16 protein-coding genes are annotated in these 14,752 nt (G+C 58.0%); 8 read left to right on the forward strand and 8 right to left on the reverse strand.

The window, feature by feature from the left end; translation table 11 throughout:
* Positions 1 to 128 precede the first annotated feature (128 nt).
* Positions 129 to 842 carry a murein tripeptide amidase MpaA gene (gene mpaA / locus GNG29_RS12330; RefSeq protein WP_103179858.1) on the forward strand — a complete coding sequence of 238 codons (714 nt, stop codon included), beginning with the start codon at positions 129 to 131 and terminating at the stop codon, positions 840 to 842.
* Here mpaA and ycjG read toward each other — a convergent pair.
* Complete coding sequence (gene ycjG / locus GNG29_RS12335; protein WP_156654641.1) at positions 833 to 1,798, reverse strand: L-Ala-D/L-Glu epimerase; 966 nt, start codon at positions 1,796 to 1,798, stop codon at positions 833 to 835. The two genes, mpaA and ycjG, sit on opposite strands and share 10 nt — an antisense overlap.
* A 105-nt stretch (positions 1,799 to 1,903) precedes the next feature.
* Here ycjG and tpx point away from each other — a divergent pair, with 105 nt between their 5' ends.
* Entirely contained in the window at positions 1,904 to 2,410 is a 507-nt protein-coding gene (gene tpx, locus GNG29_RS12340) for a thiol peroxidase (protein WP_103179860.1), read from the forward strand.
* Between the two features lie 45 nt (positions 2,411 to 2,455).
* On the opposite strand, the gene tyrR is transcribed toward tpx, so the two are convergent.
* From tyrR to pspA, 7 genes are all read right to left on the reverse strand, one after another.
* Positions 2,456 to 3,997, reverse strand: coding sequence for a transcriptional regulator TyrR (tyrR, locus tag GNG29_RS12345; protein ID WP_103179861.1), 1,542 nt, complete (start codon positions 3,995 to 3,997; stop codon positions 2,456 to 2,458).
* Positions 3,998 to 4,125: 128 nt separating this feature from the next.
* Complete coding sequence (locus GNG29_RS12350; protein ID WP_156654642.1) at positions 4,126 to 5,175, reverse strand: YcjF family protein; 1,050 nt, start codon at positions 5,173 to 5,175, stop codon at positions 4,126 to 4,128.
* A complete protein-coding gene (locus GNG29_RS12355; RefSeq protein WP_103181094.1) occupies positions 5,172 to 6,569 on the reverse strand; it encodes a YcjX family protein in 1,398 nt (465 codons plus the stop codon). The genes GNG29_RS12350 and GNG29_RS12355 overlap by 4 nt, the downstream gene beginning before the upstream one ends.
* Positions 6,570 to 6,680: 111 nt before the next feature.
* Entirely contained in the window at positions 6,681 to 6,899 is a 219-nt protein-coding gene (pspD, locus tag GNG29_RS12360; RefSeq protein ID WP_103179863.1) for a phage shock protein PspD, read from the reverse strand.
* A gap of 14 nt (positions 6,900 to 6,913) precedes the next feature.
* Positions 6,914 to 7,270, reverse strand: coding sequence for an envelope stress response membrane protein PspC (gene pspC, locus GNG29_RS12365; protein ID WP_103179864.1), 357 nt, complete (start codon positions 7,268 to 7,270; stop codon positions 6,914 to 6,916).
* On the reverse strand, positions 7,270 to 7,494 hold the full coding sequence (pspB, locus tag GNG29_RS12370; protein WP_103179865.1) for an envelope stress response membrane protein PspB: 225 nt from the start codon (positions 7,492 to 7,494) through the stop codon (positions 7,270 to 7,272). The genes pspC and pspB overlap by 1 nt, the downstream gene beginning before the upstream one ends.
* Positions 7,495 to 7,545: 51 nt before the next feature.
* Positions 7,546 to 8,214 carry a phage shock protein PspA gene (pspA, locus tag GNG29_RS12375; protein WP_156654643.1) on the reverse strand — a complete coding sequence of 223 codons (669 nt, stop codon included), beginning with the start codon at positions 8,212 to 8,214 and terminating at the stop codon, positions 7,546 to 7,548.
* A gap of 167 nt (positions 8,215 to 8,381) precedes the next feature.
* Here pspA and pspF point away from each other — a divergent pair, with 167 nt between their 5' ends.
* The 6 genes from pspF (at position 8,382) to sapF (ending at position 14,727) form a co-directional block, all read left to right on the forward strand.
* Positions 8,382 to 9,359, forward strand: coding sequence for a phage shock protein operon transcriptional activator (pspF, locus tag GNG29_RS12380; protein ID WP_156654644.1), 978 nt, complete (start codon positions 8,382 to 8,384; stop codon positions 9,357 to 9,359).
* A gap of 88 nt (positions 9,360 to 9,447) precedes the next feature.
* The gene (gene sapA / locus GNG29_RS12385; protein WP_103179868.1) at positions 9,448 to 11,088 is read left to right on the forward strand and encodes an ABC transporter substrate-binding protein SapA; all 1,641 of its coding nucleotides are present in this window, start codon (positions 9,448 to 9,450) and stop codon (positions 11,086 to 11,088) included.
* Positions 11,085 to 12,050, forward strand: a complete 966-nt coding sequence (sapB, locus tag GNG29_RS12390; protein WP_156654645.1) for a putrescine export ABC transporter permease SapB — start codon at positions 11,085 to 11,087, stop codon at positions 12,048 to 12,050. The genes sapA and sapB overlap by 4 nt, the downstream gene beginning before the upstream one ends.
* Positions 12,037 to 12,927: a putrescine export ABC transporter permease SapC gene (gene sapC / locus GNG29_RS12395; RefSeq protein ID WP_103179870.1), complete on the forward strand. Its 891-nt coding sequence runs from the start codon at positions 12,037 to 12,039 to the stop codon at positions 12,925 to 12,927. The genes sapB and sapC overlap by 14 nt, the downstream gene beginning before the upstream one ends.
* Positions 12,927 to 13,919 carry a putrescine export ABC transporter ATP-binding protein SapD gene (gene sapD, locus GNG29_RS12400; RefSeq protein ID WP_103179871.1) on the forward strand — a complete coding sequence of 331 codons (993 nt, stop codon included), beginning with the start codon at positions 12,927 to 12,929 and terminating at the stop codon, positions 13,917 to 13,919. The genes sapC and sapD overlap by 1 nt, the downstream gene beginning before the upstream one ends.
* 1 nt (position 13,920) lies before the next feature.
* Entirely contained in the window at positions 13,921 to 14,727 is an 807-nt protein-coding gene (sapF, locus tag GNG29_RS12405) for a putrescine export ABC transporter ATP-binding protein SapF (protein ID WP_103179872.1), read from the forward strand.
* Positions 14,728 to 14,752: the final 25 nt, after the last annotated feature.

The following is a 14,752-nucleotide window of genomic DNA, read 5'->3' on the forward strand; positions in this document are numbered from 1 at the left end:
CAGTGAAATGCAAACAACTTCCGCCGGAAAGTTGATTTCTGCCGGTTTTACCTTCTGGCTGAAACTATTTGATTAACCGTGTTTTTTGCACAACACTGCCAGTAATACAATCTGATTCAGGAACCTCTATGTCACTTACCCGCCCAAGAACGGAACGTGGCGCTTTCCCGCCCGGGACCGAACATTATGGCCGCTCATACCTCGGCGCCCCCTTAATCTGGTTCCCTGCCCCGCAGGCCGATCGCAACAGCGGCCTGATCATTGCCGGAACCCACGGAGATGAAAATTCTTCGATTGTGACCCTCTCCTGCGCCCTGCGTACCCTTTCCCCTCCGCTGCGCCGCCACCATGTGGTATTAACCGTTAACCCGGACGGCTGTCAGTTGGGTTTACGCGCCAATGCCCGTGGTGTGGATTTAAACCGTAACTTCCCGGCGGCCAACTGGCGGGAAGGCGAGACAGTCTACCGTTGGAACAGCTCCGCCGAAGATCGCGATGTGGTGTTGCTGACGGGCGACAAGCCCGGTTCAGAGCCAGAAACCCAGGCGCTGTGTCATCTGATCCACAAACTGCATCCGGCCTGGGTTGTCTCGTTTCACGATCCGCTGGCCTGCATTGAAGATCCCGCCCACACGGCTCTTGGGCGCTGGCTGGCAGATGCCTTTTCACTGCCGCTGGTCACCAGCGTCGGCTATGAGACGCCAGGCTCATTCGGCAGCTGGTGTGCCGATTTAAGCCTGCACTGCATCACCGCTGAATTCCCGCCGATCTCCTCCGACGAGGCCAGCGAGAAGTACCTGAAAGCGATGACCGATCTGTTGCGCTGGGAACCTCAGAGATGAACAACGCCGGTGCTGTAGTGCAGCGCCGGAGAGACATCCACGGCAAGCCAGGTAGGGCCGTCGAGATCGGCAAATTTCACCTCATTCGCCAGCGGCAGTGCGGCACCAATCGCTCGCGAGGTGCAGAGCATACAGCCGAGCATCAGGGCAAAACCGCGCCGACGTGCCTCGGCGGCCAGCGCCAGCGCTTCGGTGATACCGCCGGTTTTATCCAGCTTAATATTCACCATATCGTAGCGTCCCTGCAGGGCCGTGAGACTTTCCCGGGTATGGCAACTCTCATCGGCGCAGATGGGCAGTGGATGAATAAAGTTCGCCAGCGCGGCATCTTCCCCTGCGGGCAAAGGCTGTTCGAGCATGGCGACATTCAGATCCGCCAGCAGCTGGCAGCGGGCAGCCAGTCCTTCGCTGTGCCAGGATTCGTTGGCGTCGACGATAAGCGTCGCCTGCGGCACGGCCCCGCGAATGGCGACCATCCGCTCGCTGATCAGACGATCGTCCAGCTTCACTTTCAACAGGCGCGCCCCGGCGTCATAGAGCGCTTTGGCGCTGGCGGCCATCTGAGCAGGCTCACCGATCACCACTGTTTGCGCGGTGACCACCGTTTGCGGCAGCGTCGCGCCCGCCAGCGTCGCCAGGGAGATCCCTTGTTGACGCGCGGCTAAATCCCACAGCGCGCTGTCCACCGCGTTACGTGCGGCACCGGCAGGCAGTAACCGCTGGAGCGCTTCCCGGGTAAGGCCGCCCTCCAGCTCAGGCGCCAGCGCCATGATCTGCGCCATTACCGAGGCGATGCTTTCGCCATACCGGGGATAAGGCGTACATTCTCCCACCCCTTTGACGCCCTCTTCTTCTATTTCTACCACCACCACACGGGCTTCGCTCCGGGTTCCCCGGGAGATCACAAACGGCGTATGCAGTGGCCAGGCTTCTTCGTAAACCTTGAGGGTTCTCATCACTCACTCCTGTATAGCGGCTTCGCGCAAATAGGGTTTGCTGTGCTATCGGCTGATGACATACACTAACGGCGACGTTAACTATATGTAAACAGGAAGATAACTATGTCACAACTCGTTCATTTCCAGGGCAACCCGGTTTCTGTTGCAGGATCCATTCCTCAGAAAGGCAGCAAAGCGCAGGCGTTTACGCTCGTGGCAAAAGATCTGTCTGACGTCGTGCTGAGCCAGTTTGCCGGCAAGCGTAAAGTGCTGAACATTTTCCCAAGCATTGATACCGGCGTGTGCGCCGCGTCTGTGCGTAAATTCAACCAGCTGGCGACCGAAGTGGACAACACCGTTGTGCTGTGCATCTCTGCCGACCTGCCGTTCGCTCAGTCCCGTTTCTGCGGTGCGGAAGGTCTGAGCAACGTTATCACCCTCTCTACCCTGCGCAACCCGGAGTTTCTGGAGCAGTACGGCGTGGGCATCTCTGAAGGCGCACTGAAAGGTCTGGCGGCGCGTGCCGTTGTGGTGATCGACGAAAACGACACCGTCGTGTTCAGCCACCTGGTGAATGAAATCACCACCGAGCCAGATTACGCTGCCGCGCTGGAATCACTGAAGGCGTAACGGCAAGCGTAACAATAAAGCCTCCCTGCGGAGGCTTTTTTATTTTTACTCGTCACCTTTCTTCTGGCTCAGACCATACTCGCGCAGCTTGTTGGCGATGGCGGTGTGAGACACGCCCAGGCGTTTTGCCAGCTTACGGGTGCTGGGATAGTTACGATACAGCTGCGTCAGCACCGAGCGTTCAAAGCGGCTGGTAATGTCATCCAGCGATCCTTCCATAGCCTCTTCGCCTACCGCCACCGTTCCGGCATCGTAATCCGGCAATAAGATATCCTGCGGCCGCAGCTCATAGCCTTCAAGCTGGGTCAGGGCACGATAGATCGCATTTTTAAGCTGACGAATATTCCCCGGCCAGCCGTAACGGGTAAGAACCGTATTCAGATCGGCTGAAAACTTCGGTCTTGGGATACCCTGCTCATCGGCAAAGCGCGCCACAAACAGCTCGGTCAACGGCATGATGTCCTGGGGGCAATCGCGCAGCGGCGGAATATTGAGGGTCAGAACGTTCAGGCGATAATAGAGATCTTCCCGGAACATCCCCTTCTGCACCAGTTCCACCAGGTTCTTCTGGGTGGCGCAGATGACGCGCACATCCACATGCACCTCATGATCTTCTCCCACCCGGCGGAAGGTGCCGTCATTGAGGAAACGCAGCAGTTTGGCCTGCATCCGCGGCGACATCTCGCCAATTTCATCCAGCAGCACCGAGCCGCCGTTGGCCTGCTCAAAGAAGCCTTTTTTGCCTTCCGGCGCGTGGCCAAACAGCTCGCTTTCAACGGCATCTTCCGGAATAGAAGCGCAGTTCAGGGCAAGATAAGGTTTGCTCGCCCGCGGCCCCGCCTGATGCACCGCATGGGCCAGCAGATCTTTGCCGGTACCGGTGTCGCCGGTGATCAGCAGCGGTGCGGCAAGGTTTGCCAGCTTGCGCGCCTGCTCCACCACGTGGCGCATTTTCGGGCTGACGGCAATAATCTGGCTGAAGGCGCCCGTATCCTGGCTCGACAGGTTTTGCAGTTGACGTCCCATACGGACCGTTGAGCGCAGCATGATCACTGAACCGGTCAGGGTTCTGTCGTCGTTGTCGCCCTGCAGATAGACCGGGGTGAGCTCCATCAGGAAATTTTGTCCGTTAATAACCACATGCTCGCTGTGAGTCGAGCGCGGGTTGCTCTCCAGCCAGCGCTGGAAATTGAAGCCGGGGATCAGCTGGGCGGCGTTGTGGTTGCTCAGTTTCTCCGGCTCCAGGGCAAACAGCTGGCAGCTCGCCTGATTAGCCCGATCGATTTTGCCTTTCAGATCCAGGGATAAAAAGGGTTCGGGCATCGCTTCCAGCAGCGCGCTGAGGGCCAGGTGCTCGCGCTCGGAGGGCATCCACGGCACGGTGCGCACATCCGTAACGCCAGCGATACGGCGGATTTCAGCCATTAAGCTGCTGAATGTTTCGAAAGCAATTTCAGCAAAATTCAGGTAAATCTTCCCGATTGGGTCAATCTCAATTCCACGCAGGTCAATACTCCGCAAAACAAGGAGATCGAGCAGCTCGCGAGTCAGGCCGAGACGGTCCTTACAAAACACTTCCAGACGCATGGGAAAATCACTCTATAAGCCATTAACCCTGAAATGATAAGCCAGATATCTGCAATCGGGAAGACGGCTGTCAACAAATATTGACAGCCTGTGAGCAGGGTGTCGGAATTATGTGCGAGGAAGCGAGCTTACTGCGGTTTTTTATTGAGGGTATCTTTCAGCCGGCCGATTAATTCCCGACGGAAATCCCCCAGCCGGGGTTTATCATCCTCTGTCCACGGCAGTGGACGGCACAATTCCATCGCTTTGATCCCCAGCCGCGCGGTGAGTAATCCCGCACCAATCCCCTGCGCCGCACGGGCCGAAAGGCGAGCGGCCAGATCCTGTGACATCCAGTCCATCCCCACCTCGCGCACCAGCTCGCTGGCCCCGGCAAAGGCCATATTGAGTAGTACAAGGCGGAACAGGCGCAAGCGGCTGTAATAGCCCAGTTCGATACCGTACAGCGTGGCAATACGGTTGATCAGGCGCAGGTTGCGCCAGGCAATAAAAGCCATATCCACCAGCGCCAGCGGGCTGACGGCAATCATCAGCGTTGATTCGGCTGCCGAGCGGCTGATCTCCCGCCGCGCCTGGCTGTCCAACACCGGCTGCACGAGGTGGGCATACAGCGATACCACTTCGCGATCGTTTTGCGTTTCGTGAATGGCGGCGTACCAGCGCTGCAAGGCCGGATGAGACTGATCGAGCCCGGCCTGTTTCGCCAGTTTTTCACAAAATGCCCGTCCGTTACCGGTGCCGTGGCTGTGCAGCAGATCCCGGGCTTCATCACGCTCGTGGGCGCGCTGGCGCAGTCGCCATAAACGGCGCCATTCGGTGGCAACAGAGCCGACGCCCGCGCCGACGATAAGCGCACCTGCCGCGCATCCTCCCAGCGCCACCCAGTCCTGGGTTTGCCAGGCATTGATTGCCCACTGCACGCCTTGCCCTACCACCGCAACGCCCGCCAGCATCAGGCCCGCGCTGACCATTTTGCGCCACAGGCTACGTTTAGGGCGCAAAGCGGCTTCGACGACGGCTTCGGCTTGTCCTTCTTCCGCAGGGAGCATGTCGGTCACTACCGGGGCGAAGTTTCCGGCCTGGGTGTCATCAAACGTTTGTGCCGCTTTGAAGGCTTCGCGATCCGCTTCTTCCAGGGTGCCGGTAAAATCCATTCGCGGTTTTAGGGGTTCGGTCATCGCAATTTATCTCCAATCAAAAACTCCAGCGCGGCATCCAGGCGAATGTGCGGAAGCGGCTGGTCTACATTCATCGTCTGCGGGCGGAAGGCTTCAAACTGAAACCCCTGCTTCTGCCAGAATGCCTGGCCCGGCAATCGGGCGGGTACTTCGCCAGGGTAGACCGTCAGCGGGGCGCCGTCACTCAGACGGTGGCCGCGCAGCGCCGGGATCTTATCGCCATTAACGTCAATCAGGCCACTCTGGGTGGCCTGCACCGAGGCCAGCCCCAGGCAGTCCATGCTGATACCCTCAAAGGCGGCGTTTTGCCAGGCATCCTGCACCAGCTGCTGGAGGAGCGATACCATATTGGCGTGCTGATCCACCGTCACGTGATCCGCCTTGGTGGCGGCAAACAGCAGTTTGTCGATCACCGGAGAGAAGAGACGCCGGAACAGCGTGCGCTGCCCGTAGTGGAAGCTCTGCATCAGTTGGGTTAGCGCGAGGCGCATGTCGTTGAACGCCTGTGGCCCGCTGTTGAGCGGCTGAAGGCAGTCCACCAGCACAATCTGGCGGTCGAAGCGCAAAAAGTGGTTAGTGTAGAACCCCTTAACCACTTTCTCACAGTAGTAGTTAAAGCGTTCGCGCAGCATACCGGCGTTGGTATGTTTGTCCGCCTGGGCAAGCTTCGATTCACCAAAAGCCTCCACGTCCGGCCAGGGGAAAAATTGCAGGGCCGGGGCGCCCGCCATATCCCCAGGCAGCACAAAGCGACCCGGCTGGATAAAGTGCAGACCCTCTTTCTTACATTGATGCAGGTAATCGGTCCAGGCTTCCGAAATGGCCGCCAGCCGGTTTTCATCGGCGGGTGCCAGCGGATCCAGCCCCTCACACAGGGAACGCCAGCGGGCGGACCAGGCCGCGCGGGGCCCCTGTAACAGGCCGGTCATCTGCCGCGACCAGCTGAGATAGTCCTGGGTCAGCATCGGCAGGTCGAGCAGCCATTCGCCGGGATAATCGACAATCTCCAGATAGAGAGTGGAGGTCTCTTTAAAGTGACGAAGCAAAGAATCATTGGAACGGTACCGCAGCGCCAGGCGGATTTCACTCACCCCGCGGGTGGGCGTGGGCCAGGTTGGCGGCGTGCCGTAAAGCTGGGCCAGCCCTTCATCGTAGGTGAAACGGGGAATGCCAAAATCGCGCTGAGGGACGCGCTTCACGCCCAGCAGGCGCTCTTCGCGTACCGCGCTCAACAGCGGCAAGCGCGCCCCGGCATGCAGGTTAAGGAGCTGATTGACCATCGCCGTGATAAAGGCGGTTTTGCCGCTGCGGCTCAGTCCGGTAACCGCCAGGCGCAAATGTCGGTCAACCCCACGATTTACCAGAGAATTAAATTCATTTTTAAGTCGCTTCATCGCCATCCTGTTCTGCCTGAAGGAATTATTGTTCTGAGAAATATGACACGGGGGCAAGGAGAAAGGAATAAAAGCAGCGCAACGGCACATTGAACTTTGTGCCGTTGCGAATTATTTCAGTTTACTGGATAACCGGTTCGCGAGCTTTTTCAGCATCGGCTCCAGCGCGACGGCTAGCAACATTCGTACCGGCTTGCGGGCAACCGATTTGATCGCCCAGCCCGCCACGCCTGCCGGGCCGTAACGCAGTGCAGTGAGTAATACCAGCTTCCCTGCGATTTTCAGGCCCGGCTTGACGCGATGTCCGGCCTGTTGCCAGCGTTGATTCATATCAGTTCTCTCAGTTAAAGCTGACGAAAACGGCTTCGCAGCGTGAAGGTATCCGAGGTGACATACCGCTCCATTTCGCGCAAGCGTTTTTCGCCTGCCGACAGCTCAGCATCCACCGCGTCCAGTAATTCACTGCTGGTGGGGCTATTTTCATCGCCCATCGCGCCGTCCGGCATCGGGTCCAGCACGAAGGACAAAATGATATAGGCCACCAGGGTAATAAACGCCAGACCAAAGAAAATGGAGAGTACCGTTACCACACGCACCAGCTTCACCGGCACGTCGAGGTAGTGCGCCAGTCCGGCGCAGACGCCGCGCACCATCCCCTTCTGGGGGATACGCCACAATTTTTTATTCAGGTTCAGTGCCATTAGCGATCCCTCCAGTTCGGATGTTCTGCGTCCAGGATCGCCTCCAGCGCCTGAATACGTTCGCGCATTTTATTTGCGTCCTGAGTTAATTGCGCCAGGCGCTGCTGTTCGCTTTGCGACAGCTCTCCCCTTGAAGAACGGTTACTGTAGTGCAGCCACAACCAGATCGGCAGAACAAATAGCACGAAAATGGTCAGCGGAATGGCAAGAAAAAGCGCGCTCATGTCTACTCCTTGTGTGATGAGTGGCGGCGCCGGCGGGCGCCGCAGTTTTTATTATTGATTGTCTTGTTTCATTTTGGCCTTCAGCGCGGCCAGTTGCTCGCTGATTTCATCATCCGCTTTCAGATCGGCAAACTGCTGATCCAGCGTTTTCTGTTTGCCAAAGCTGTGGCTTTCCGCTTCCGCTTCCATCTGATCGATACGACGCTCAAACGACTCAAAACGGGCCATGGCTTCGTCAATCTTGCCGCTGTCGAGCTGACGGCGCACGTCACGGGATGAACTTGCCGCCTGGTGACGCAGCGTCAGGGCCTGCTGGCGGGCGCGGGTTTCGCTCAGCTTGTTCTCCAGCTCCGCAATCTCTTTTTTCATGCGGGCAAGGGTTTCATCCACCAGCGTCACCTCCTGATCAAGGGTGGCGACAATATCGGTCAGCTTCTGCTTTTCAATCAGCGCAGAGCGGGCCAGGTCCTCTTTATCTTTGCGCAGCGCCAGTTCCGCTTTTTCCTGCCATTCGGCCTGCTGGGCGGTCGCCTGTTCAATACGGCGGGAAAGCTGCTTTTTCTCAGCCAGCGCACGGGCGGAGTTAGAGCGCACTTCCACCAGCGTGTCTTCCATCTCCTGAATCATCAGACGAACCAGCTTCTGCGGATCCTCTGCTTTCTCCAGCAGTGAGTTGATGTTGGCGTTCACGATGTCGGCAAAACGAGAAAAAATACCCATAATTGAATCCTCATATTTTCTGTTATCGGGCTAAGCCCTGCTGCATAGTTAATACAATTCGCGTGCCAGTTTTATATCTCATTGATTTTAGACGATGTGATTGCTTTTTCACCCGCTACACCCTACTCTCATTTAGTGAATTACACCAATAAGTGGTCAATTACATCATGACTGAATTTAAAGACACGTTACTCGGGGAAGCCAACAGTTTTCTCGAAGTGCTGGAGCAGGTATCAAGGCTGGCACCGCTGAATAAACCGGTGCTGATTATCGGCGAGCGCGGCACCGGCAAGGAGCTGATTGCCAACCGGCTACACTACCTCTCCGGGCGCTGGGATGGACCGTTTATCTCTCTGAACTGCGCCGCGCTGAACGAGAACCTGCTGGATACGGAACTGTTTGGTCACGAGGCGGGCGCCTTTACCGGGGCGCAGCGTCGCCATCCCGGTCGCTTCGAGCGCGCCGATGGCGGCACGTTGTTTCTTGATGAGCTGGCGACCGCGCCGATGCTGGTGCAGGAAAAACTGCTACGCGTCATTGAGTATGGCGAGCTGGAGCGCGTGGGCGGCAGCCAGCCTTTACAGGTAAACGTGCGGCTGGTGTGCGCCACTAACGCCAATCTGCCGGAGATGGTCGAGCAGGAGAAGTTTCGCGCCGACCTGCTGGATCGGCTGGCGTTTGATGTGGTTAACCTGCCGCCGCTGCGCGAGCGGCGCAGCGATATCATGCTGCTGGCGGAGCAGTTTGCTATTCAGATGTGTCGCGAGCTTGGGCTGCCGCTGTTTCCCGGTTTTAGTCAGCACGCCCGTGAAACGCTGCTGGACTACCGCTGGCCGGGCAATATCCGCGAACTGAAGAATGTGGTGGAGCGCTCCGTCTACCGCCACGGTAGCAGCGAGACCGAGCTGGATGAGATTGTGATCGATCCCTTTCAGCGCCCCGCACAGCCCTCTGTCAGCAAACCGCTTAACACGGGTACACCTACCCTGCCCCTCGATTTGCGTCTGTTCCAGCTGGAGCAGGAGAAGCGGTTGCTGGAGCAGAGCCTGCGCGAGGCACAATTTAATCAGAAACGCGCGGCTGAACTGCTGGGGCTGACCTACCATCAGTTAAGGGCATTGCTCAAAAAGCATCAGATGCGATGACATAATCAGCACTTACCCGCAGACATTTTTACGAAGCAGGTGTAAGTGCGATACACTTTGCAGATCGTCTCTAAAAACCTTAAAAATTATGCGACTGGTTTTCTCGTCCCTGATTGCGCTCGGTCTGTTAAGCAGCCAGGCGTTTGCCGCGCCTGAGCTGGCGGATCGCGCGGATATTCGCGACAGCGGCTTTGTCTACTGCGTAAGTGGGCAGGTCAACACCTTCAACCCGCAAAAGGCGAGCAGCGGCCTGATCGTCGATACCCTCGCCGCCCAGATCTATGACCGCCTGCTGGATGTGGATCCCTATACCTATCGCCTGGTGCCTGAACTGGCCGAGAGCTGGCAAGTGCTGGACAACGGGGCCACATACCGTTTTCGCCTGCGCGACGACGTCAGCTTCCAGACCACGCCGTGGTTTAAGCCTACCCGTAAACTCAATGCGGATGACGTGGTCTTTACCTTCCAGCGCATTTTTAACCGCAACCATCCGTGGCACTACATCAACGGCGGTAATTTCCCCTACTTCGACAGTTTACAGTTTGCCGATACGGTGAAGTCCGTTCGCAAGCTGGATAACCGCACGGTGGAGTTCACCCTGGCGCGGCCAGATGCCTCCTTCCTGTGGCATCTGGCGACGCACTATGCTTCGGTGATGTCCGCGGAATATGCCACTCAACTCACCCTGAAGGACAAAATGGAGTTGATGGATCGCCAGCCCGTAGGAACCGGACCGTTCCAGGTTGAAGAGTATCGGGCGGGGCAGTACGTGCGCCTGCAACGCCATGAGAAATTCTGGCGCGGCACGCCGCTTATGCCGCAGGTTGTGGTCGATTTAGGCTCCGGCGGTACCGGGCGGCTGTCGAAACTGCTGACCGGCGAATGCGATGTCCTGGCCTGGCCCGCTGCCAGCCAGCTGACTATCCTGCGCGACGACCCGCGTCTGCGCCTGACCCTGCGCCCGGGCATGAATATCGCTTATCTGGCCTTTAACACCAACAAACCGCCGCTGGACAACCCGGCGGTACGCCATGCCCTGGCGCTGGCGATCAATAACCAGCGTCTGATGCAGTCCATTTATTACGGTACCGCAGAAACTGCCGCCTCAATCTTGCCCCGCGCCTCGTGGGCCTACGATAGCGAGGCTAAAATTACCGAATACAACCCGGAAAAATCACGCGAACAGCTCAAAGCGCTGGGGGCAGAAAACCTCACCCTGCAATTGTGGGTGCCTACCAGCTCCCAGGCCTGGAACCCCAGCCCGCTAAAAACCGCGGAGCTGCTCCAGGCTGACCTGGCCCAGGTGGGGGTTAATGTGGTGATCGTTCCGGTAGAAGGCCGTTTTCAGGAGGCGCGCCTGATGGACATGAACCACGATCTCACCCTGTCAGGCTGGGCGACAGACAGTAACGACCCGGACAGTTTCTTCCGTCCGCTCCTGAGCTGCGCGGCCATTGATTCGCAGACCAACTATGCCCACTGGTGCAACCGCGAGTTTGACAGCATTCTGCGCAAGGCGCTGTCGACCCAGCAGCTGGCGGCACGTATCGATGCCTATGATGAAGCGCAGATTATTCTGGCCAAAGAGTTGCCGGTGCTGCCGCTGGCCTCATCCCTGCGTCTGCAGGCGTACCGTTACGATATCAAAGGCCTGGTGCTCAGTCCGTTTGGAAATGCGTCATTTGCGGGCGTCTCCCGCGAGAAACAAGAAGAGGTGAAAAAACCGTGATTATTTTTACCTTACGTCGGTTGCTGTTGCTGCTCATCACCCTCTTCTTTCTCACCTTAGTGGGTTTTAGCCTGAGCTATTTTACCCCGCACGCGCCGTTACAGGGTGCTTCGCTGTGGAATGCGTGGTGGTTCTGGTTTGAAGGCGTGCTGCACTGGGACTTTGGCGTCTCCAGCATTAACGGCCAGCCCATCTCCGAGCAACTGAAAGAGGTCTTCCCCGCCACCATGGAGCTCTGCATCCTGGCGTTCGGTTTTGCGCTGATTGTCGGGATCCCGGTCGGGATGCTCGCCGGGATCACCCGCAATAAATGGCAGGACAAGCTGATCAGCGCGATCGCCCTGCTCGGGTTTTCGGTTCCCGTCTTCTGGCTGGCGCTGCTGCTGACGCTCTTTTTCTCGCTGACGCTCGGCTGGCTGCCGGTTTCCGGACGTTTTGACCTGCTTTATGCGGTAAAAACCGTCACCGGATTCGCCATTATTGACGCCTGGCTCTCAGATTCGGTCTGGCGGCATGAGATGATCATCAGCGCCGTGCGCCACATGGTGTTGCCGGTGCTGGCCCTGGCCGTGGCGCCAACCACGGAGGTGGTTCGCCTGATGCGCATCAGCACCAGCGAGGTGTTTGACCAGAACTATGTTAAAGCGGCCGCCACACGCGGATTGTCACGGCTGACGATTTTACGTCGCCATGTGCTGCATAATGCGCTGCCGCCGGTGATCCCCCGTCTCGGGCTGCAGTTCTCAACCATGCTGACGCTGGCCATGATCACCGAAATGGTCTTTAGCTGGCCAGGCCTCGGTCGCTGGCTGATTAACGCCATTCGCCAGCAGGATTATGCCGCTATCTCTGCCGGCGTGATGGTGATTGGCGCGCTGGTGATTATTGTGAACGTGTTATCTGATATTTTGGGCGCTATGGCTAACCCACTGAAACATAAGGAATGGTATGCCTTACGATAGCGTATACAGTGAAAAGCGCACGCCCGGTGCGTTACGCACCGTGTGGCGAAATTTCTACGGCGACGCCATGGCGATGATCGGCCTGTACGGCTGCGGCGGCCTGGTGCTGCTGTGCATTCTGGGCTCGTGGTTTGCGCCGTATGGCATCGATCAGCAGTTCCTCGGCTATCAGCTGTTACCGCCATCCTGGTCCCGCTACGGTGAAGTCTCCTTCTTCCTGGGCACCGACGACCTCGGGCGCGATGTGTTAAGCCGTCTGTTGAGCGGCGCCGCGCCGACGGTGGGCGGCGCCTTTGTGGTCACCCTGGCCGCCACGCTGTGCGGTCTGGTACTGGGTATTGTCGCCGGGGCTACTCACGGCCTGCGCTCGGCGGTGATGAACCATATTCTCGATACGCTGCTGTCGATCCCGTCGCTGCTGCTGGCGATCATCGTGGTGGCCTTCGCCGGTCCGCATCTGACGCACGCCATGTTTGCTGTCTGGCTGGCGCTACTGCCGCGCATGGTACGTTCGGTCTACAGCCTGGTGCATGATGAGCTGGAAAAAGAGTATGTGGTGGCCGCCCGTCTCGATGGCGCCACCACCATGAATATTCTGTGGTTTGCGGTGCTGCCCAATATCGCCTCGGGCATGGTTACGGAAATTACCCGTGCCCTGTCGATGGCGATCCTGGATATCGCCGCGCTCGGTTTTCTCGATCTGGGCGCGCAACTGCCCTCCCCGGAATGGGGGGCGATGCTGGGCGACGCGCTGGAACTGATCTATGTGGCCCCCTGGACGGTGATGCTGCCGGGTGCTGCAATTACGGTTAGCGTATTACTGGTGAACCTGCTTGGCGACGGGATCCGTCGCGCCATTGTGGCGGGGGTGGAATAATGCCGTTACTGGATATTCGCAATCTGACGATTGAGATTAAAACCGGCGAAGGCTGGGTCAAAGCGGTCGATCGCGTCAGTATTACCCTGAGCGAAGGCGAAATTCGCGGGCTGGTGGGGGAATCGGGCTCAGGCAAAAGCCTGATTGCTAAAGCGATTTGCGGCGTGGCGAAGGATAACTGGCGCGTCACCGCTGACCGTATGCGCTTTGATGATATCGACCTGCTGCGCCTCTCCGTCCGCGAACGACGCAAGCTGGTGGGCCACAACGTGTCGATGATCTTTCAGGAGCCGCAATCCTGTCTCGATCCGTCGGAGCGGGTGGGCAAACAGCTGATGCAGAACATTCCCGCCTGGACCTATAAAGGCCGCTGGTGGCAACGTTTTGGCTGGCGTAAACGCCGGGCCATTGAGCTACTGCACCGGGTGGGGATCAAAGATCACAAAGACGCCATGCGCAGCTTCCCCTATGAGCTGACGGACGGTGAGTGTCAGAAAGTGATGATTGCCATCGCGCTGGCTAACCAGCCGCGCCTGCTGATCGCGGACGAACCGACCAACGCGATGGAGCCGACCACCCAGGCGCAAATCTTCCGCCTGCTGACCCGGCTTAATCAGAACAACAACACCACTATTTTGCTGATCAGCCATGACCTGCAAATGCTGAGTAAATGGGCAGATAAGATTGATGTGATGTACTGCGGCCAGACCGTGGAGACCGCCGGCAGCGAGGATCTGATCACCACGCCGCATCATCCGTATACCCAGGCGCTGATCCGTGCGATACCGGATTTTGGCAGCCCCATGCCGCATAAAAGTCGCCTGAATACCCTGCCGGGGGCTATCCCGCTGCTGGAGCACCTGCCCATTGGCTGTCGCCTGGGTCCGCGCTGTCCCTATGCCCAGCGTAAATGCATTGAAACGCCGCGCCTGGCCGGGCCGAAGAACCATCTGTTTGCCTGCCATTTCCCGCTGAACATGGAGAAAGAGTGACATGGTCGAAACCCTGCTGGAAGTGCGCAACCTGAGTAAGACCTTTCGCTACCGTACCGGCTTATTCCGCCGACAGACCGTTGAAGCGGTAAAACCGCTGAGCTTTACCCTGCGTGAAAAGCAGACCCTGGCGATCATCGGTGAAAACGGTTCAGGGAAATCGACGCTGGCGAAGATGCTGGCCGGGATGATTGAACCCTCGGACGGTGAGGTCCTGATTGACGACCATCTGCTGAAATTTGGCGATTACTCGTTCCGCAGCCAGCGGATCAGGATGATTTTTCAGGATCCCTCCACCTCGCTGAACCCGCGCCAGCGTATCTCACAGATCCTCGATTTTCCGCTACGGCTCAATACCGATCTGGAACCTGAAGCGCGACGTAAGCAGATCATCGATACCCTGCGCATGGTCGGACTGCTGCCGGATCACGTCAGCTATTATCCGCACATGCTGGCGCCGGGGCAGAAGCAGCGTCTGGGTCTTGCCCGCGCGCTGATCCTGCGCCCGAAAGTGATCATCGCTGACGAAGCGCTGGCCTCGCTGGATATGTCGATGCGTTCACAACTTATCAACCTGATGCTGGAGTTGCAGGAGAAACAGGGTATCTCGTATATCTACGTCACCCAGCATCTGGGGATGATGAAGCACATCAGCGATCAGGTGCTGGTGATGCACGAAGGCTCAGTGGTGGAGCGCGGCAGCACCGCGTCGGTGCTGGCCGCCCCACTTCACGATCTGACCAAACGTTTAATTGCCGGGCATTTTGGCGAAGCCTTAACCGCCGATGCCTGGCGAAAAGATCGCTGACCTGCCCCGTATGGAGTGGTCGGAT

It is taken from the genome of Leclercia sp. Colony189 (assembly GCF_009740165.1).
Taxonomy (GTDB): Bacteria; Pseudomonadota; Gammaproteobacteria; order Enterobacterales; family Enterobacteriaceae; genus Enterobacter.

Bases quoted from the DNA above. Each gene is read 5' to 3' on its own strand.
- mpaA (WP_103179858.1), top strand. From the start codon at position 129: ATGTCACTTACCCGCCCAAGAACGGAACGTGGCGCTTTCCCGCCCGGG.
- ycjG (WP_156654641.1), bottom strand. From the start codon at position 1,798: ATGAGAACCCTCAAGGTTTACGAAGAAGCCTGGCCACTGCATACGCCG.
- tpx (WP_103179860.1), top strand. From the start codon at position 1,904: ATGTCACAACTCGTTCATTTCCAGGGCAACCCGGTTTCTGTTGCAGGA.
- tyrR (WP_103179861.1), bottom strand. From the start codon at position 3,997: ATGCGTCTGGAAGTGTTTTGTAAGGACCGTCTCGGCCTGACTCGCGAG.
- GNG29_RS12350 (WP_156654642.1), bottom strand. From the start codon at position 5,175: ATGACCGAACCCCTAAAACCGCGAATGGATTTTACCGGCACCCTGGAA.
- GNG29_RS12355 (WP_103181094.1), bottom strand. From the start codon at position 6,569: ATGAAGCGACTTAAAAATGAATTTAATTCTCTGGTAAATCGTGGGGTT.
- pspD (WP_103179863.1), bottom strand. From the start codon at position 6,899: ATGAATCAACGCTGGCAACAGGCCGGACATCGCGTCAAGCCGGGCCTG.
- pspC (WP_103179864.1), bottom strand. From the start codon at position 7,270: ATGGCACTGAACCTGAATAAAAAATTGTGGCGTATCCCCCAGAAGGGG.
- pspB (WP_103179865.1), bottom strand. From the start codon at position 7,494: ATGAGCGCGCTTTTTCTTGCCATTCCGCTGACCATTTTCGTGCTATTT.
- pspA (WP_156654643.1), bottom strand. From the start codon at position 8,214: ATGGGTATTTTTTCTCGTTTTGCCGACATCGTGAACGCCAACATCAAC.
- pspF (WP_156654644.1), top strand. From the start codon at position 8,382: ATGACTGAATTTAAAGACACGTTACTCGGGGAAGCCAACAGTTTTCTC.
- sapA (WP_103179868.1), top strand. From the start codon at position 9,448: ATGCGACTGGTTTTCTCGTCCCTGATTGCGCTCGGTCTGTTAAGCAGC.
- sapC (WP_103179870.1), top strand. From the start codon at position 12,037: ATGCCTTACGATAGCGTATACAGTGAAAAGCGCACGCCCGGTGCGTTA.
- sapD (WP_103179871.1), top strand. From the start codon at position 12,927: ATGCCGTTACTGGATATTCGCAATCTGACGATTGAGATTAAAACCGGC.
- sapF (WP_103179872.1), top strand. From the start codon at position 13,921: ATGGTCGAAACCCTGCTGGAAGTGCGCAACCTGAGTAAGACCTTTCGC.